Source organism: Candidatus Defluviibacterium haderslevense, from assembly GCA_016712225.1.
GTDB classification, from domain to species: Bacteria; Bacteroidota; Bacteroidia; order Chitinophagales; family Saprospiraceae; genus Vicinibacter; species Vicinibacter haderslevensis.
In genome coordinates, this window is the sequence record JADJRL010000003.1 from 1,552,804 (window position 1) to 1,572,386 (window position 19,583).

Sequence of the window (19,583 nt, forward strand, 5' to 3'; positions counted from 1 at the left end):
ATAAACAAATAATTTCAGCAAAGTAAATTTAGGATTGTTTTATATTAGGTTTTATACAAGTTCGTTCCTTCTAATTCTTCTAATACTTTATCTGGGACCAGATAACGAACGGATTTCCCTTGGCGGATTTGTTGGCGAATGGAAGTTGAAGAAATGTCTAGTAAGGGTGCTTCGCAGAAGATAATATTGGGGTGCTTAGCGAGATCCGTATGATCTGTGTATTGGGGACGCTTGTAAATATAAATGGAATATTGAGCGATGAGAAGTTCATAATTTTTCCATTTGGGGAGGCTTATTAAATTGTCGCCACCCATGATCAATGAAAACTGATGATTGGGAAATTTTTCTTTGAGGTGGGTCAATGTGTCTATCGTATAAGACGGTTTCGGAAGACCAAATTCGATGTTGGAAACTTTAATTTTCGGATTGTCTTCAGCCGCTAATTGGACAAGGTGAAGTCGGTCATAGTCTTTTGCCAAAGTTGATTTTTCCTTTAATGGATTATGCGGACTTACGACCATCCAGATTTGCTCCAAATCCGTGTGGTTGAGCATGTGTTGGGCGATAATCATGTGTCCAATATGGACAGGATTGAATGAGCCGAAAAATAGCCCGATGCGCATGATTAATAATTCGTCACCATAAGCATCAGAAGATCTTCTCCTGCATTCTGTTCTGAAGGCAGAATGATAGCGGGTTTGGTAGACAGACTGATTTCGAATATGACTTGTTCGCTTTCGATAACATTCAGCATTTCAAGCATAAACTTAGCATTTAAACCTAGGTTTACGGCCTCACCTTCAAATGAACAGCTCAATTGTTCTGTTGCTTCGTTGTTGAAGTCGAGATCCTGAGCGGTAATGGTTAGGCTCTTATCCTGAATATTAAGGACTATTTGATTCGTGGTTTTATTGGCAAAAATGGATAGTCGGCGCAAGGCAGAAATTAATTCTTCCCGATTTACAATCATTTTATTTTGATTGTTGGTTGGAATCACAGCGTTGAAATCAGGGAATTTAGCTTCAATTAAACGAGTGGCAAAAAGGCAGTTGTCAAATGAAAAGAAAGCTTTAGTCTTGCCAAAATAAATTTTTACTTTACCATCACGAGGAAGTATTCCCTTGAGGGCAAGCATGGATTTTTTGGTTAATAATAGGCTTGAAGCTACATTGGACTCTACATCCAGAAAACTATATTTTACTAATTTATGAGCATCTGTGGCAGCAAAAGTAACATGATTAAAATCGATATTGATGTTGATTCCACGCATACTTTGGCGCATTTCATCATTGCTGGCTGCAAAAAAGGTCTTGTCGATACCTTTTTGAATTTGGATGGAATCCATTTCTATAGAATCCTCATCGGTAGGTGTTTCAATTTCCGGAAAATCCTCAGATTTCTCTCCAACCAACTTGTATTTACCTGATGCTGAGGTAATTTCAATTCCTCTGGTCTCAGAATTGATGACAAAGGAAAGTGGTTGTTCTGGTAGGGACTTTAATGTCTCCAGCAAAGTCTTTCCGGGAATGGCAATTTTACCATTCTCCTGACCTGTGACTTCTAAGTCTGTAGTTATAGTCATTTCCAGATTCGAAGCGGCGATTGATAATTTATTACCTTGGAGGGTCATCATAAAATCTTCAAGAACCGGAATAACAGGATTGGCACTCAGCGCACCAGCAGCAATTTGGAGTTGACGAAGTAAAGCAGAAGTAGAAGCTACGAATTTCATAAGATTTTTAATTTGAAAAGCGACGTAAAAATAAGCCCAAAGGAGCGATATGCACCATAAATAGCAGATAATCTTTCATTAATTATCAATTTCAAATAGATTTTATAGAAAAACAGAGGCTTTGCAATCCTTCTAATTCAATCTCATTGGCCCCAAGGCTTATTAGATCCTACAGATAAATATGGCTGACATTACCCATTTTATCAAGATTATGACCAATTTTGCACTTTTCCGCTAAATAGGCCATCGTTTGTCAACAAAATCGTCAAAAACCAAGCCATCTCTAATTATTGGGCCTCCTGATTGGGATATTAGGTTTCCTGAGTTTCAACATTTGGCCATATCAAATGGATCATCGGTTTATACGATGACATCCAATAAACCAAAACTTTGTTATTTTGAATTTGTGTTCGAGAATGGCAGGGTAACAGAACACAAAAAACTTGCTTCTAGGGTAACAGTGAATCAAATTCAAGAAGGGACATTACATCATACATCCAAAGAAATAGCTGATTTTTTTGATTTTTATGGATGTTCGTATAGTATTCATGCTGATTTAGATTTTACGGTTATTGCGGTGAGTTGTTTGCAAAGACATGTTGAAAAAGTGATACTTTTTGTCATTGAATTATTAACGGAACCTATATTTCCGGAAGAAAATTTACAGAAAGCTAAAGTGTTTTATATTTCACAGTTACAACATCAATTAAGTGAACCTGATTTTGTTTCATACAGAGAATTTACGGCCCAAGTATATGGACCAGATTCGATATATGGGTATAATTCAGAGAGGGAAACTTTCGAAGCACTGAATAGAAATGACTTGCTACAATATCATCGAGATCATTTTACTGCAGAGCGACTAAAAGTCTTTTATTGCGGAGATCCCATAGAACATGGATTGAATTTTTGGGAAGAAACATTGCGAACGATCCCAAAGCAAATGCAATTAATAAAGCCCCCATTCATCATTCCAGAATATCAAAAAGAGAAAGCACATTTTCCAATGGCATCTTGTATGCAGATCAGTTTGAAATATGGCAAAAAATTATTTCCAAAAACGCATCCAGATTATTTTGGAATGTATATGGTCAACACGATACTGGGAGATTATTTCGGATCCAGATTGATGAAAAACATTCGGGAGGATCATGGATTTACTTATGATATTCATTCTACTATCGATGCACAATTGCACGATGGTTGCTTTTATATAAGTGCAGAACTCAATGCGGAATTTTTGGACGAAACGATAGCACAAATTAATAAGGAGATTAAAAAATTAAAGGAAGAAGCTATACCGGATTTTGAATTGAATATGGTTAGGAACTATCTGAATGGTCATGTGCTAAGACTTGTGGATGGATCTTTTCCTGCCATGCAATTTTTAAAAATATTGATTACGGAATTTAATACTGTAGAAGCATTTCAATCTCTCGTACATAAAATTAAAACTATAGATCAACAAGAAATTATGGAATTATCTGAAAAGTATTTGTGTGAAGATGATATGACTGTAATTACAGCTGGAGCATAGTAGTCCAATTAATCTTCGTCAATTTTTAATTCAAGTTTTGTTTTTAATTCCTCTAACAATGGGTTAACGGCGATCAATAAATCCCATTTTTCTTTTGCAGAATAGAGTTGCTTAGGTTTAGAAATTTCCTCTCTGGTAGACAACTCTGGATCTATTTCGACAATTAGTTTTATTTGATTGTCTTTAAAACTATTTTTTAATTTGTCAATAATATCCAGTTCGGATCGAATGGCTTCTTTGGCAAGAATGGAGCCCACAGAAACCAAAATACTTTGATCCGTAATACTAAGTTTAGCTAAACGCATATAAGAAATAAGTGAATTGGAAGTTTGTTCGGATATGGTTTTTTCCCAAAATTGTTTAACCGTATCTTCATTGAAGTCGAGCAGATTTTCTGATATTTTTTTTTCTTCGGACGCTAATTTTTTCTTAATGGAGTCCAAGTTACCCAGTTTAGGAATTGAACTACTGATGGAATTGAATTTAGGAATATTGGGTGTGGGGGTTTTAATTTCAAGGCCAGATGCAAGTACATTATTTTCTATAGAAGGTAAAATAATATCAGTGGCTGTTTTTTCAATTTCAATAGATTTTTCTTGAATTTTTTTTGGAACTAATTGATCTTGTTTTCCATCATCGTTCAGGTCAAGGGTTTTTTTTTCAGGGGCAACTCCTGAAATGTTTATATTTCTGTGTTGGCTTTGGCATAATTTGGCTAATAAAACTTCCAAATGCAGGCGTTTATTTCTCGATCTCACTATATTGACATCTGCCTCATTAATCATATCCAAACATTGCATCAGAAATGAATAATTAATGGTGTCTGCCTGGTTAATAAATTTGTCTTTTGAAACATTGCTCCCTTCAAAAAGACTCATCATATCGGGGTCTTTACAAACCAAAAGATTACGTGCATGCGAAGCGAGGCCCTCCAATAGGACTTCTGAATCAAAACCCAATCTTAAGACTTGGTCGTAGAGTAAAAAAACCTGCTTTATATCTTCTGAGATAAAAGCATTATAAAACTTAAAATAATAGTCCTGATCAAGAACATTTAAATTCTCTAATACATCCTCATAACTGATTGTTTTTCCTGAAAAACTGGTAATACGATCAAAAATGGAGAGTGCGTCCCTCATAGCACCATCAGCTTTTTGTGCTATAACGAAGAGTGCTTCTGGATCAGCAGTTATTTTTTCTTGATCACAGATTTTTTGTAATTGAATGATAATGTCTTTGACTTGGATACGTCTAAAATCATATACCTGACATCGACTTAAAATAGTAGGAATGATTTTATGTTTCTCTGTAGTTGCAAGAATAAATTTTGCATATGGAGGAGGTTCTTCCAGCGTTTTAAGAAAAGCATTAAAAGCTGCAGAAGTTAGCATGTGAACCTCATCAATGATATAGATTTTGTACTTTCCATACTGGGGTTGGTAACGGACTTGTTCAACCAACGCCCGCATATCATCTACACCATTATTTGAAGCCGCATCAAGTTCAATAATGTTAAATGAATTGTTTTCTTGAAAGGCTTTACAGGTATTACATTCATTGCACGGTTCCCATTCAGAACTTGGATTTTCACAATTTAGAACACGGGCCAAAATACGAGCACAAGTCGTTTTTCCAACACCTCTAGGTCCACAAAACAAGAATGCGTGAGCTACATGTCCCTGCTTAAGGGCATTTTTAAGTGTATTGGCTATATGCTCTTGACCAATGACATCAGTCCACCGTAGCGGTCTATACTTACGAGCTGAAACTAGAAAACCTTCCAAATCACAATATTTAAAGCTCAAAAGTAGATCAATAAACAGGAATTTGGTGAATTATTTAGCTTATTTTGCAAGAAATTCTGCAGCGTATGAAAATCACTATGGCCCAATTAAATTATCACATCGGCAATTTTGAAGGAAATTTAGCCTTAATGAAAAGAGCCATTGATCAAGCCCTAAATGATGGTGCAGATTTAATTTGTTTTGGAGAATTGGCAACATGTGGATACCCACCGAGAGATTTCCTAGAATTCAGAGATTTTATACAAAAATCTATGGGTGTGATTCAGGAATTATGTGAATATTCTCAAGATATTGGAATTATCGTTGGAGCTCCTTCTATAAATCCAGAAATTGAAGGCAAAGACCTCTTTAACTCCGCTTTCTTCCTTTATAATAAAGAGCTCATTCATATAGCTAATAAAGGACTTTTGCCCACATATGATATATTTGATGAATATCGGTATTTTGAGCCATCCAAAGTTTTTAATGCCGTTCAATTTAAGGGAAAAACCATTGCAATTACAGTATGTGAAGATATATGGAATATAGGATATGAAAATCCATTATATACGGCTTGTCCAATGGATGAAATGATGGCACAAAAGCCAGATTTTATTATAAACTTATCTGCATCTCCATTTAGTTACGAACATTCCAGGGAACGAATAGAACTCATAAGATCAAATGTATTGAAATATCAAATACCTATGTTTTATGTTAATCATTATGGATCCCAAACGGATATTGTATTTGATGGCGGATCTGTTGTGATGTCTGCAAATGGCAATGTTTATGATGAAATGCCTTATTTTGAAGAGTGTGTCAGAACCTATCAACTTCACGATGTCATATTAGGTCAGAAATCGCGCGAGCAAGTAAAAGAAAAAATAGATTTAATTTACAGAGCTCTGGTGATCGGGATAAAAGACTATTTTAATAAATTGGGATTTAAAAAGGCTATTTTGGGCTTATCAGGAGGAATAGATTCAGCAATAACGACCACTTTAGCTGTAGACGCTCTAGGGGCCGAAAATGTAATGGTTCTGTTGATGCCGTCTCAATTTTCTTCTGAAGGATCCATACAGGATGCTAAAGAATTAGCTATTAATCTAGGAATTCAATATGAAATTATCCCAATACAAGATGTCTATAAAAGTTATGAAAAAGTATTACAGCCCTATTTTGAAGGATTAACACCTAACGTAACTGAAGAAAACATTCAAGCCAGAATTAGGGGTATGTTGTTAATGGCTTTTTCGAATAAATTCAATTCCATACTTTTAAATACGACAAACAAAAGTGAAATGTCGGTAGGATATGGAACCCTTTATGGTGATTTATGTGGTGGATTAGCTGTTCTGGCGGATGTATACAAAACAGAGGTTTATCAACTAGCTCATTATATCAATCGAAAGTCCATTCGTATTCCAATAAATTCAATTACTAAACCGCCATCTGCAGAATTACGTCCTGGTCAAAAGGATTCAGATTCATTGCCAGATTATGATATTTTGGACCAAGTATTATACCAATACATAGAATTGAGAAAAGGACCTGACGAGATCATTAAGATGGGATTTGATTCTGCAATTGTACTTAGAGCTTTAAAACTAGTCAACCGTTCAGAATTCAAAAGATATCAATCGCCACCTGTAATTCGTATATCATCCAAGTCTTTTGGTTTAGGCAGAAGGCTTCCGATAGAGGCAAAATATTTGTGTTGAAACTTTTAATCATTAGGTATTGTTTTTTGATGGCCAGTTTATAAATATCATGAATCGCAAACATTTTATTAAAATAATAGCAGGAACAACAGGTATGATAACATTAGCAGGACTTAGCCAATTCACGAACGGCTTAAATGAAGAAGATCATTTAATGCCTCTGTTTTTTATTGGCCATGGTTCACCTATGAATGGTATTGAGAATAATGCATTTAGTCAGGAGTGGAAAAAGAAAGCAGAATCGATGCCTATTCCGAAAGCTATTATTTGTATTTCTGCACATTGGTTGACTCGAGGTACATTTATAACAGCAATGGATCATCCCAAAACCATTCATGATTTTGGAGGCTTTCCCGATGAATTATATAAAGTAGAATATAACGCGCCAGGTGATCTTGAACTAGCCAAAGAAACAAGTGCTTTAATCAAAAAAACGCAAGTTAAATTAGACCATGATTGGGGACTAGATCATGGGACTTGGACTGTAGTCCGGCATATGTATCCTCAGGCTAATATTCCTGTATTACAATTGAGTATTGATTATTACCAACCAGCACAATATCATTATGAATTAGCTAAAGAACTAAGTGCATTAAGGAAAAAAGGAATACTTATTATAGGTAGCGGAAATATGGTTCATAATCTTGGTATGTTATCATTTGACAAGGGTTTTATAAATGAGTATGGGTATGATTGGGCCATTGAAATGAATCAGATTTTCAAACAGAAAATTTTGGATCAAGATCATAATGCGCTTATCAAATACGAATCTTTGAATGCTGCATCAAAACTTGCAATACCTTCACCAGACCATTATTTACCATTAATATATACGCTTGGTTTACAAAATAAGCAAGATAAGATTTCCTTTTTTAATGATGTTGCTTTAGCAGGATCTATTACCATGACTTCGGTACAATTTTCTTAAGTCATATAAACTTAAACAACATAAAAATAAATTTTTAAACTAATAAAAATAAAAAGACATGAATTTTTATTCAATTATTCCACCATTATTATTTTTAATATTAATTGTAAGTTCGATAGTAACTGTACGTCAAGGAACGGTTGCAGTTATTACGGTCTTTGGAAAATACAGAAGAGTCATTGGTCCCGGTCTTAATTTCAAAATTCCACTCATAGAACAAATTTTTAAAAGAATTTCGATCCAAAATAGAAGTGTTGAATTGGGTTTTCAAGCAGTAACTATAGATCAAGCTAATGTTAATTTTACATCCATGTTACTTTATTCAGTATTGGATAATCATGATGAAACCATTAAAAATGTAGCTTTTAAATTTTTTGATGAGAAAAACTTTATGCAAGCATTAATTCGTTCCATTGAAGGATCTGTTCGTGCTTTTGTAGCTACAAAAAAACAAAGTGAAGTTTTGGTATTACGTAAAGAAATCGTTGAAAATGTGAAAGAACAGCTGGATCACACTTTGGAAGGTTGGGGCTATCATTTAATTGATTTGCAAATTAACGATATTACCTTTGATGATGAAGTTATGCGATCAATGGCTAAAGTTGTTGCTTCGAATAATCTTAAAGCAGCAGCAGAAAATGAAGGCCAGGCATTATTAATTACTAAAACAAAAGCAGCAGAAGCAGAAGGTAATTTTATTAAAATTTCTGCAGAAGCAGAGCGACTTGCTGCACAATTACGCGGAATGGGTATTGCTTCTTTTAGAGAAGAAGTAGCTAAGGGGATGTCTTCTGCTGCAAAACTAATGGCAGATTCGAATCTTGATGCATCTTTAATTATGTTTAGTATGTGGACAGAAGCAGTCAAAAATTTTGCAGAACACGGTCAGGGAAATGTTATTTTCTTAGATGGGAGTACTGAAAACATGGAACGTACTTTAAAACAAATGTTAGCCATGTCACAAATTGATGTGAAAAAGAAAAATTAAAGGAACATATTTAGCTTAGGTTTTTATTAGTTTAAAAGAATACCAGGTATTATTTTTCTGAAGTTTTAGGATATAAAAACCGTTGATTAAAGTTGAAATATCCATTCGATGATCAATAGATTCAAAAGGAAGATTTATTTCAAGACCATTATAGCTGAATAATTTAATTTGTTGAATATTATTTTCATTGATGTAAATATAATTTGAACTTGGATTTGGATAGATTTGAAAGGAAGTAAAATTTAAATTATTTGTAGCTATTATTTGACTTAGATTAGCATGATATAATTTGCCCCCAATTCCAGATTGTAATTCATCCGTAATCCAAAGGTCGTTATTACTGGTAAAACAAATACCTTCGGTCTGAGAGAAATTGGAAAAAGTAACCAAACGAGGGTTCTGAATCATATGTTCAGGATCAAAAGGAGCAAATAGCCAACCCCGATCATAAGAAAGGAACATTAATTTGTCATCATTTGGACTTAAGGCGGCCCCGGTAACCCAATTCTGAAACATAGATCCTAATCCTGTGACTACGCTATCTCTTAAAATTGTTTGATATTGACCAGGTTTGTCAGGTAAAACATGATGATAGGTGTAACCTGAAAATGGTGTAGTTCTGTTTTTTGAAAACAAATGCAGACTATCTCGATACCAAATCATCGCTTCCATATCAAAATTCTTTTGATCATTTGCAGGCGGAAAATCAAATTGATTTAAATAGGTGAAATGTATGGATTCAGCAATTATGGTATCTTCAACAATTAGGGATGGATTTGGAATTTTATAAATGGTTAAGTCCTTTCGATTTATATTATTATTTCCAAAATCTCCAATATACATATTGCCTGATGGATCCTGAGTGATATCTTCCCAATCTATACTATTTGCATTTTTAATAAAAACTTGTCTTAATAATTTGCATGTGCTATCAATTTCATAAATTATTTTTTTTCCATCACTATCATTATGACTCCAAAATGTAGCTCCATGATTATTACTGATTAGACCAGAAGATTCTTTCAATTCAGGGGGTAGTTTACAAACGGTTCTGAATTGTAAATTTTGGCCATTCAAGATTTCAGAAGACGAAAATTGAATGAGCATAAATAAAAAAGCAATGCTAAAATTATTATTACGCATAAGTAATATAGAATAAAAACGGATTGAAGAAGCTTAATAATTTAGTCTAACTTTTCTTTTTAATGCTGCAACCAATGGCTTTAGTTACTGCTGGATCTGGAGTGGTTCCTGCAGATATTGAAGCGATCGCATTTTCAACATATTTAATTTTAACTGCTTTGATGTCTTGAGCGTTATCATCAATAGCGCCAATGTACCGTACTACTTTGTTTTTATCTAATAAATAAACATGAGGTGTCTTTGTAGCTCCAAATTTAGGATATACTTGTTGTCCTTCATCAATAACATAGGCAAACGGATATTTTTTCTTCTTTGATAATTTTTGCATAGCTTCAAAACTATCATCCGGCACAACATTTGGATCATTTGGATTGATAGCAATGACAGGATAACCCAGTTTTGCATATTTTTTATGTAAATCAATGATCCTTTGCTCATACATGATTGCATATGGGCAATGATTACATGTAAAAATCACGATATAGCCATTCGCATCCTTATAATCCTTCAAGCCAATCATTTTGCCGTCGACATTTTTCAAATTAAAATCCTCAACGGTTTGTCCAATTTGATATCCCTGAGCCTTTATTGAAAAAAGTGATATCGTAAACATTAAAAAAGCACACATTAATTTTTTCATGGTAAATATTTATTTGTAAATTTTTTTTATAAAAGCATTTAAACTTTGAAGATTTTCAAATTCACCTTCTTCAAATATTTTTTTCCCATTCAATGAAACTAAACTTGCAGGAATGGAGCCAGACCAATTGGGATCAATACGATCTATCCAATCATTAGGATTACCGCCATCAAATAACAAGACCTTTGATGAAAGTTTTTTCTTGAGAATGAAGGGTTTTAACTTTTTGTCTATGCTTGTCTTGAAGTCAAGGCTAACCAGATAGAGTATAAATTTTTTATTTTTTTGGTCCTGATTAAGTTCTTCAAAATAAGGTAATTCCTGAACACAAGGCTTACACCAAGTGGCCCAAAAGTTAAATACACGTAGGGTATCATCTTGTTTATCAATCAACGAAAACAGGGTTTTTGTATCTACAATAGGAATATTTTCTCTGCTAATATTTTGAGAAACAGTCAGTTGTAATTTGAAGACACAAAAAAGGAAGAGTAAAAATTGAATTGGCATATTTGATAAAACAACCATTTATATCATTAGGTTTTCGTAAAATTAAACGCAAAAATTTTCATTTATAGAATTATCTTTATCATCTAAAAATTATTGATTATGAAACATGTCATTTTTTTACTATTAATATTCATGGTTACAAATGCATATAGCCAATCCATAACCAGAATATCCATTGAACAAGGTGGAATAAGTATCAATCAAATAGTGAATATGAGTAGTTACAGTTCACTGGGAAGTACTCAAGGACTAAAACTTGGAGCTATGAATTGTACCAATGAAGATAGAAGCCGAGGAGAAATTTTGTTGATTAATTATTCCAATCCAACAGATATAAAGTTTGGTCTAATCCTCTCTAATAGCACAGGAAATCTTTCTTTAAAAAAAGTAATCCATATAACTACTGATGAACTATTTCTATTGGGAGCCTATTCCGAGGCTGGATCTATTGGATCTATGTTTTTTGGGTTTTACAATATTAAAACTCATTTTTTCCACAATGTGAATTGGCTTAAATTAGATAAGGACCCCAATTTTATTTTGAACCCTATAGATGTTATTTATAGCAATAGAAGCTATTATATTCTCGCTGAAACTTATGTCAATATCAAATCTGCCCTAAACAATAAAATCGTTTTGATTAAATATGATGGTGTAAATGTGCAATGGTCTAAAATATATAATGATAATAATCCTATTCATTCTGAATCTCCAAGTTCAATAACTTTATCACCTAGTGGAAATTTAATAATTGGAGGTTCATTTAAATCAGAAACGGATGTTTTTTACAGAATGATGCTTGCACAAATAGATCTAGATGGTCAAGCAATGAATCTGAAGAGCGTTGAATTAAAAAGTTCAGATAGGAGTTATAGTCATCGTTACGGGTGGACCTATGTTAAATCCAAAGCACCAAATATTCATTTATTTTCTCAGTCAGTGGTAGGAAGAGATGGCGAAGGGCCTGTTTTGGTAACGATGTTCGATACCTCATTAGCACTTCGAACCTGGAGGAATTACACAGCGCCTATTCGTGTGGAATCTGCCAATATTGATGGAAACTTTTTTTTATTTGGAGGTCAAGTACCTGTGGAATCGGGAGGCGAGGGATTTGCCTTATTGAAAGTAAATTCAGCAAATGCCATCGTAGAACAATTTAAAAATTTTAAAAAAGAATTAAAAAATTCAAGTATTGCAACGAGTTCTGCATCCTTATACGACAGAGGTTCAGACAAAATATGGACTATGATAAAGCCAAATGGAGGTAATGAAAATGATCTGATTTTATTAGAAAATCAAGCAGTCATAGATCATGAATGTAGTGAAGACTTATCATCCTCTGTTGCTAAAGATCCCATTGACATTAAAGATATGGATATGGTTGCCACCCCATTAGAATTGACCATGACTAAACTTGATTGTAATAGTAATGAAGTGAAATTACTCAATAAAGAGATTTGTAGTTCATCCGGTACTGGAATCAATTCTAATATAAATTTATCTATTTTTCCAAATCCATTCAATGATCATTTAACCGTGGAATCTGACCAAATGATAGAGCACATTGAAATATTAAGTGTGGATGGAAGGCCACATAAAAGTTTATTTCAAAAAGAGAATAAAATCAACCTAGATCTTCACCTATCGCAAGGAATTTATTTCTTAAAAATTTATTTTATAAATGGATATACTCATTTAGAAAAAGTTTTATGTTATTATTAAGTTACAATTTATCAAATAAATTGAGAGATAAATCATTTTATTTTATACAAGATTTGAGATTAAATAAAGTAAATTTTTAAAGTGTGAGTAATATTATAATTTCTGCGTTGTATTTAATATTTATGGTATGAAGAAGGGGATTTACTTTATAATTTTGATTTATGTACCTAAATTTTGTTTTGCACAAACATTTGATACCTTAACTATAACACAAACATTTGATACCTTAACTATAACACAAACAATAGATAGTTTAATTCGGGTATCACACAAATGGCTTGAAGAAAACAATGGAGAAAAATCATTAGTTATACTTAAATCAGCAGATAAACTTTGTAAAAAGACCTTTGGTATTAGTTCACAAACTTATGCATCTATATGCTATGAATATGGTGATCATTATGAAACCATAGGAGATTTTGTAAATGCAGAAAAGTGGTTTAAAAATGCGATTGAAATACAAGGCAAGGCGAATCAAAGTCTTGAGTATGCAAAGACCTTAAATGCACTCGCGAATATATATGCTGATCAAGGTCAGATCGGACCAGCAGAAAATTATTATAAAATTGCATTAGATATTAGAGAACAAAAATTAGGTAAAAGTCATCCAGATTATGCTAGAATTTTAAACAATCTCGCAGGCGTTTATCAATTTACAGGAGAATATGATAAAGCTATTTCATTATTTAATGAGGTAAAAAAAATATTTGGTTCAATAAATGGAATAGACAGTATAGAATATGCATTTTGTTTGCATAATTTAGCAAATGTGTATTTTGAAATAGGTAATTATAATCAGGCAGAATTATATTATACCAATTCGTTATCCATTCGTGAAAAGCTCAATGGAAGGAACGACCCACAATGTGCTGCGAGTATAAACTGTCTTGGTAATTTATATTCTGCCATGGGATTATCAGATAAAGCCTTAAATCTATTTCAAGAAGCTTTGGAAATATATAGGTCAACAGTTGGTGAAAACAATTTTTATTTGGCTGGATGTTTAAATAACATAGCAGAAATATTTAGTCAAAGAATGCAATTTGATCAAGCTGAAGATTATTATATAAAAGCTAAAGCAATATTTGAAAAAACACTGGGAAAGGAAAGCCCTGATTATGCTATGACGATTGACAACATGGCTAATATGTATTTTAATAAACAAGATTTTAAACAAGCAGAAAAATTATATTTGGAAGCATTTGAAATTAGAAAAAATATTTTTGGTTTAGTTCACCCTGAAGTTGCCAATAGCTTAAGTAATCTTGGAAGTTTTTATACAAATCGCAATATGCCTTTGCAAGCAAGACCCTATTTGTCACAAGCCAAAGAAATATGGGAAAAGATTTTTGGAAAGGATCATCCAGATTATGTTTTGGCATTAAATAATTTAATTTGTCATTATTGGTTAACGAATCAAAATAAGGAACTTAAGGAAAGTTTAATTGAATCAAATCGAATTGAAAAAAAACTAGTTACAGGAGCTTCCAGACACCTTTCAGAATTTGAATTGTCTAGTTATATAAAAGCATTTTCTTCGAGTCTTGATAGAGTATTTTCTTACTGTGATGTAAGTCATTCTTTACAAGGAGAATGTTATAATAATGTACTTTTTTATAAGGGGTATTTGTTAAATGCAGCTGCACAAATAAGTAGGATAGCTCATCTTGATAGCAATTTAATCGAGACATTTAATGAATTAAAGCTTTGCAATCAAAATTTGAGTAGGGAACTAACTTTACCTTTGGAAAATAGATCAAAAGACAAAATAGAATCACTTGAAGAAAATATTAATATTATTGAAAAGGATTTGGCTAGAAAAGGAAGGAGTCTGGAAGAAACACAGAAGGAAATTGGATTTCAAGACTTAATCCATTCTTTAAAACCAAATGAGGCGGTAATAGAATTTGTACATTTTAATTTTATAAAAGCAGAATTTACAGATAGTATAATTTATGCTGCTTTGCTGATAAGAAAGGATTTATTAGAACCTGTTTACATAAAGCTATTTGAACAAAAGTCACTGGATAGCCTTTTGAAATTTGAGAATTCCAGACGATCTGAATATGTAAATACTTTATATACATTAACTGATCGGGGTATTAAGGATCAGACTAATTCAAGGAGGAATTTGGCTGATATTCTATGGACGCCATTAGAACCCTTTTTGGCAGGTATTAATACAGTATATTATGCTTCAACGGGTCTACTCCATCGGATTAATTTTGATGCTATAGCCATTAATGATCAGGAAACAATAGCCGATTCTTATCACCTTATTGGATTAGGAAGCACAAGGCAATTGGTACAACAAATACCATTTGAAATTAAAAACAATGATGCTGTATTATTTGGAGGAATTAATTTTGAGGAAGATACTATTAGCAACAATAAAAATAGAATGCCGACTGAAATAAATTCAGATAAAAAAGAGCATTTGTTGATTAGTAATAATGATATGAAATTAACAATTTGGGATTTTTTACCCGGAACGGAACGAGAGGTCAATTCTCTTCAAAAAATAATGCAATCCGCAAGAATTAATGTCAACCTTAAAAAGGGATATGAGGCAACAGAAGAATCATTTAAGAATATTGGAACTAATAATAAATCTTCACCCAGAATATTACATATAGCAACACACGGATATTTTTTCCCAGATCTCAAGGAAAGTCTTCTAGCGTCTGTCACCAGTCCTCAGAATGAAATCGTGTTCAAAACGTCAGACCATCCAATGCTCAGATCTGGATTAATTATGGCTGGAGGTAATGCAGCCTGGCAAGGGAAACAAACATTGGAAGGAAAAGAAGATGGAATATTGACAGCTTATGAAATCAGTCAAATGAATTTATCTAATACAGAATTAGTAGTTCTATCTGCATGTGAAACAGGATTAGGAGATATTCAAGGCAATGAGGGCGTGTATGGATTACAACGCGCATTCAAAATTGCAGGGGCGAAATATTTAATCATGAGTTTGTGGCAGGTTCCGGATAAACAAACTTCTTTGTTGATGACGACCTTTTATAAAAAATGGTTGGAGGACAAGATGAGCATACCGGATGCATTTCATGCTGCCCAGAAACAAATGAGGGAAAATGGATTGGATCCTTACAATTGGGCTGGGTTTGTATTGGTGGAATAGTTACTATATTGCGCTCTCGAATTTATTTTCGCTCTTCTTCTTCTTTGGCGGGTAGCAGACGCTTTCGGTCTGCATGCTGACAAGCAGAGCTTCGTCAACATTTGTTTTATTGGAATCAATAAACATGTAGATTAGCTGCCGAAGCTTACATCCGGCAAGTTGATAAACAGCTAGGTTTTTTCAATATTTGTTTTGGTATAGTAATCTAAGCAAGACTCATAAAAACAAAAGATTCGGTTTGGCTTATTCATCGCCAATACAATCCATAATAATATTAAGCATTGGTAATAAAAATGAACGCAATCCAAATTTTAAATAACTCAAATAGTCCCTACCATTCGTGTCCGAATACAACAATCACAAAAGATCTTTAGGATTAAACTTTTGTTATATCAACTTTGCTTTTGAATGATTTGTAGAATAAATTCCAAATTCTCTCATCCAATAAACATTTATTTGTGTCTAGTTATTTCAGGTCAGGTTATCTTAAAATTTTTACAATATTAATTAGATAATCATGAAGTAATTCTATTAATCCAAGTGCTTGACCATTTTTATTTTGTCATAAATGTTCAAAATGGTATATTTACTGTTTCATATTTACTTAATTGACTATAAGAGGTGTTCTTCATATAGTAAAGTTACTTCATTGGTGAGAAGACCTCAAATTTGCTTTTAAATTGTGTTTTTACATTGATTAGACCTTAATTTATGAAAATTCGTTCCTTCATTTTTTTAATATTTATTTCATTTTCCTTGAATGCTCAGCAAGTTGATTCATTAATAATTAAACAAGTGGACAGTCTTATTAAGTTGAATAGATTACTTGTTTCAAAAGCTAAGTTTGATGATGCGATTATTGTAATTGAGAAAGCACAAAAATTAGTATTGAGTACACTTGGTAAAAAAAATACTTTGTATGCTACTTGTTTGTTTTTTCATGGGAGAACTATGTATTTTAATGGTCATCTAAACGAGGCAGAACAGCTGTATTTGGAGGCTAAATCAATAAGAGAATTGATCTTAGGTAAAAACAACTCAGATTATGCCTGGACCGTTAATAATCTAGCAGGTTTATATTGGCAAACTGGTAGGTATAAACGCTCTGAAAATTATTATTTAGAAGCCTGTTCTATTAGGGAAAAGGTACTTGGAAGTGAACATCCTGACTATGCTTGGACACTACATAATTTAGCCATACTTTATGTTGATATGGGTTATTATGAGAAAGCAGAACCACTATATTTAAAAGCCAAAGAAATAAGAGAGAAGGTATTGGGAAAAAGTCATCCAGATTATGCCTATAGTTTGAATCACTTAGCGAATTTATATAAACGAATAGGGGATTTAGAAAAAGCAGAAATGATGTATCTTCAAGCCAAAGAGATATTCGCAGGTTCGAAAGGGATGAATCATCCTGATTATGCCTGGTGTATAAGTAATTTGTCTAATCTTTATCAGCAAATGGGAAACTTTAAAAGAGCAGAAATCCTGATTCGTGAAGCTAACCAGATTAGAGAAAAAACGCTAGGAGAAAATCACCCCGACTACATTTCAGGCCTTGAAAGTTTAGGAACCATTTATTTGGATCAGGGAATCTTTGACACTGCTGAAGTTTTGTTTTTAAAAGCAATTGAGATAAGAGTAAAGGTATATGGAAAGGAAAACTTGGATTTTACGGTGTATAATAATAATCTTGGATTATTGTATCAGCAAGTGGGAAACTTTAAAAAAGCAGAAACAATTTATTTAGAATCTAAAATAATTCTTGAAAAGATTTTAGAAAAGGAATATCCTTCCAATGGAGAAGCTTTGGCTTATCTAGCAAATTTGTATGTCGAAATGGGAGACTATGTTAAGGCTGAATTGTATTATTTACAAGCTAAAGAAATATTTCTAAAATCATTTGGAAAAAATCATATGGATTATCTGAATGCCACATTTGGGCTAACGGATTTATTTCTCAAAACAGGAAAGTTTAATGAAGCTAAAAAATATGCACAGGAATTTGGTTTATTACAAAGGGAAATGTTTATTAAGACATCTAATTACCTTTCTGAACAAGAGTTAAACCTATATATAAATGAATTTAACCAGAAACTTAACTTGAACTATTTGATCGCAGAAAATGATCCTGAATTTGGTGGATTTTGTTATGACAATATACTTTTCTATAAAGGATATATGTTGCAATCGATTAATGAAATTAAACGATTAACAAAAGTGGATAGTAATCTTAAGGAAAGTTTTTTACAGTATAAATCTTTTCAAAGAAGGTTAGGAATAGAATATTCAAAACCGATTAAGGAACAAAAGGAAGTTGACGAATTAGAAGAAAGATGCAATAGTTTGGAAAAACTAATGGCCAAGTCAGCTAGAAAATATAGAGAATTAAAGAAGCAATTGAAGTGGCAGGAAATTCAGGAAAAATTGAAAGACAATGAAGTTGCCATTGAATTTTTTCAATATTACAGGAAAGATACAGTTGAGACAACAAATTATGCTGCTATGCTATTAAGGTCAGGGTTAAAACAACCAAAATTTATTCCCCTTTTTGAAGAAAAGTCTCTTGACTCTTTATTGAAATCCAAATCAGATCGCAAAGCTGATTATGTAAATAGTTTATACACACTAACTGATCGCGGTGCAGTCGCTTTAGAAACTCCCAAAAAATCTTTGTACGAGATTCTTTGGAAACCCCTTGGAAAAGAACTGGCCGGAGTCAAAACCATTTATTTTTCTCCAAGCGGGTTATTGCATAGAATTAATTTAGATGCGATTCCCATTTCTGAGACCGAAACGCTAGCCGATAAATATCAATTGATCGAATTAAACAGTACTCGTCAATTAGTCGTTCCAACACAAATAAAAAATGGAAATAACGATGCCATTTTATATGGTGGCATTCAATTTGAACAAGACAGTATTATTCCTAACAATGAACCCTTAGTCGCTTCGCGATCGAGAGGATTATTGTCATTTAATTATGTTGATTCTACTTTAAGAGGTGGCACTTGGAATTATTTGGCAGGCACAGAACGTGAAGTGAATACCATTGAAAAAATGATGCTGACAAGCGGAATACAAACCAAATTAAAGAAAGGATATGATGCCTCAGAAGATTCATTTAAAAATATAGGTGCAAATAATAATCCATCCCCTAGAATATTACATATAGCAACGCATGGATATTTCTTTGTTGATCCAAAGGAGGGTCATCAGTCATCAGTCATCAGTCGTCAGGAGGAATCGGTATTCAAAATGTCAGAACATCCAATGCTTCGCTCTGGTCTTATTATGGCTGGAGGAAATGCGGCATGGCAGGGTAAACAAACTCTGGAAGGACGAGAAGATGGAATTCTTACGGCATATGAAATTTCACAAATGAATTTATTCAATACTGAATTAGTTGTGCTTTCAGCATGTGAAACTGGACTTGGTGATATCCAAGGCAATGAAGGAGTTTATGGATTGCAACGTGCGTTCAAAATTGCCGGTGCGAAATATTTGATCATGAGTTTGTGGCAGGTACCGGATAAACAGACTTCCCTGCTGATGACAACTTTTTATAAGAAGTGGCTGGAAGATAAAATGACGATACCGGATGCTTTTCATGCTGCCCAGAAGCAGTTGCGTGACAATGGATTGGATCCTTACAATTGGGCGGGGTTTGTGTTGGTGGAATAAACTATATTAACTACCATAATATATGTTATTTATTTTTATATTTGGT

General features: G+C 33.1%; 13 protein-coding genes. 7 read left to right on the forward strand and 6 right to left on the reverse strand.

What is annotated here, in order from left to right:
• Positions 1-44: 44 nt before the first annotated feature.
• Positions 45-623 (reverse strand): nicotinate-nucleotide adenylyltransferase, encoded by a 579-nt coding sequence (locus IPK88_06345; GenBank protein MBK8243023.1) that lies wholly within the window; start codon positions 621-623, stop codon positions 45-47.
• Positions 624-625: 2 nt separating this feature from the next.
• Complete coding sequence (gene dnaN / locus IPK88_06350; protein ID MBK8243024.1) at positions 626-1,732, reverse strand: DNA polymerase III subunit beta; 1,107 nt, start codon at positions 1,730-1,732, stop codon at positions 626-628.
• 250 nt (positions 1,733-1,982) lie between these two features.
• Between dnaN and IPK88_06355 the strand changes: the two genes are divergently transcribed.
• The gene (locus IPK88_06355; GenBank protein ID MBK8243025.1) at positions 1,983-3,269 is read left to right on the forward strand and encodes an insulinase family protein; all 1,287 of its coding nucleotides are present in this window, start codon (positions 1,983-1,985) and stop codon (positions 3,267-3,269) included.
• Between the two features lie 8 nt (positions 3,270-3,277).
• Here the strand turns inward: IPK88_06355 and dnaX are convergent, their stop codons facing one another.
• Positions 3,278-5,053 (reverse strand): DNA polymerase III subunit gamma/tau, encoded by a 1,776-nt coding sequence (gene dnaX / locus IPK88_06360; protein MBK8243026.1) that lies wholly within the window; start codon positions 5,051-5,053, stop codon positions 3,278-3,280.
• 86 nt (positions 5,054-5,139) lie between these two features.
• Between dnaX and IPK88_06365 the strand changes: the two genes are divergently transcribed.
• The 3 genes from IPK88_06365 to IPK88_06375 all read left to right on the forward strand — a co-directional run bounded on the left by IPK88_06365 (position 5,140) and on the right by IPK88_06375 (position 8,693).
• Positions 5,140-6,777 carry an NAD+ synthase gene (locus tag IPK88_06365; GenBank protein ID MBK8243027.1) on the forward strand — a complete coding sequence of 546 codons (1,638 nt, stop codon included), beginning with the start codon at positions 5,140-5,142 and terminating at the stop codon, positions 6,775-6,777.
• A 94-nt stretch (positions 6,778-6,871) separates the two neighbouring features.
• The gene (ygiD, locus tag IPK88_06370) at positions 6,872-7,705 is read left to right on the forward strand and encodes a 4,5-DOPA dioxygenase extradiol (protein ID MBK8243028.1); all 834 of its coding nucleotides are present in this window, start codon (positions 6,872-6,874) and stop codon (positions 7,703-7,705) included.
• A 58-nt stretch (positions 7,706-7,763) separates the two neighbouring features.
• Positions 7,764-8,693, forward strand: coding sequence for an SPFH domain-containing protein (locus IPK88_06375; GenBank protein ID MBK8243029.1), 930 nt, complete (start codon positions 7,764-7,766; stop codon positions 8,691-8,693).
• Positions 8,694-8,708: 15 nt separating this feature from the next.
• Here the strand turns inward: IPK88_06375 and IPK88_06380 are convergent, their stop codons facing one another.
• From IPK88_06380 to IPK88_06390, 3 genes are read right to left on the reverse strand one after another with little or no spacing between them, the layout of a single operon-like run.
• Positions 8,709-9,836 (reverse strand): T9SS type A sorting domain-containing protein, encoded by a 1,128-nt coding sequence (locus tag IPK88_06380; GenBank protein ID MBK8243030.1) that lies wholly within the window; start codon positions 9,834-9,836, stop codon positions 8,709-8,711.
• Between the two features lie 46 nt (positions 9,837-9,882).
• Positions 9,883-10,476: a thioredoxin family protein gene (locus IPK88_06385; protein ID MBK8243031.1), complete on the reverse strand. Its 594-nt coding sequence runs from the start codon at positions 10,474-10,476 to the stop codon at positions 9,883-9,885.
• A 9-nt stretch (positions 10,477-10,485) separates the two neighbouring features.
• Positions 10,486-10,983, reverse strand: a complete 498-nt coding sequence (locus IPK88_06390; protein MBK8243032.1) for a TlpA family protein disulfide reductase — start codon at positions 10,981-10,983, stop codon at positions 10,486-10,488.
• Between the two features lie 99 nt (positions 10,984-11,082).
• Between IPK88_06390 and IPK88_06395 the strand changes: the two genes are divergently transcribed.
• The 3 genes from IPK88_06395 (at position 11,083) to IPK88_06405 (ending at position 19,537) form a co-directional block, all read left to right on the forward strand.
• Positions 11,083-12,705: a T9SS type A sorting domain-containing protein gene (locus IPK88_06395; protein ID MBK8243033.1), complete on the forward strand. Its 1,623-nt coding sequence runs from the start codon at positions 11,083-11,085 to the stop codon at positions 12,703-12,705.
• 127 nt (positions 12,706-12,832) lie between these two features.
• The gene (locus tag IPK88_06400; protein MBK8243034.1) at positions 12,833-15,850 is read left to right on the forward strand and encodes a CHAT domain-containing protein; all 3,018 of its coding nucleotides are present in this window, start codon (positions 12,833-12,835) and stop codon (positions 15,848-15,850) included.
• Between the two features lie 711 nt (positions 15,851-16,561).
• Complete coding sequence (locus tag IPK88_06405; protein ID MBK8243035.1) at positions 16,562-19,537, forward strand: CHAT domain-containing protein; 2,976 nt, start codon at positions 16,562-16,564, stop codon at positions 19,535-19,537.
• The last annotated feature ends 46 nt before the right edge of the window (positions 19,538-19,583 follow it).

What these genes read in the sequence shown, in the direction of transcription:
- IPK88_06345 (MBK8243023.1), bottom strand. Translation starts at nt 623, where the DNA reads ATGCGCATCGGGCTATTTTTCGGCTCATTCAATCCTGTCCATATTGGA.
- ygiD (MBK8243028.1), top strand. Translation starts at nt 6,872, where the DNA reads ATGATAACATTAGCAGGACTTAGCCAATTCACGAACGGCTTAAATGAA.
- IPK88_06365 (MBK8243027.1), top strand. Translation starts at nt 5,140, where the DNA reads ATGAAAATCACTATGGCCCAATTAAATTATCACATCGGCAATTTTGAA.
- IPK88_06385 (MBK8243031.1), bottom strand. Translation starts at nt 10,476, where the DNA reads ATGAAAAAATTAATGTGTGCTTTTTTAATGTTTACGATATCACTTTTT.
- IPK88_06395 (MBK8243033.1), top strand. Translation starts at nt 11,083, where the DNA reads ATGAAACATGTCATTTTTTTACTATTAATATTCATGGTTACAAATGCA.
- IPK88_06380 (MBK8243030.1), bottom strand. Translation starts at nt 9,836, where the DNA reads ATGCGTAATAATAATTTTAGCATTGCTTTTTTATTTATGCTCATTCAA.
- IPK88_06405 (MBK8243035.1), top strand. Translation starts at nt 16,562, where the DNA reads ATGAAAATTCGTTCCTTCATTTTTTTAATATTTATTTCATTTTCCTTG.
- IPK88_06390 (MBK8243032.1), bottom strand. Translation starts at nt 10,983, where the DNA reads ATGCCAATTCAATTTTTACTCTTCCTTTTTTGTGTCTTCAAATTACAA.
- IPK88_06375 (MBK8243029.1), top strand. Translation starts at nt 7,764, where the DNA reads ATGAATTTTTATTCAATTATTCCACCATTATTATTTTTAATATTAATT.
- IPK88_06400 (MBK8243034.1), top strand. Translation starts at nt 12,833, where the DNA reads ATGAAGAAGGGGATTTACTTTATAATTTTGATTTATGTACCTAAATTT.
- dnaN (MBK8243024.1), bottom strand. Translation starts at nt 1,732, where the DNA reads ATGAAATTCGTAGCTTCTACTTCTGCTTTACTTCGTCAACTCCAAATT.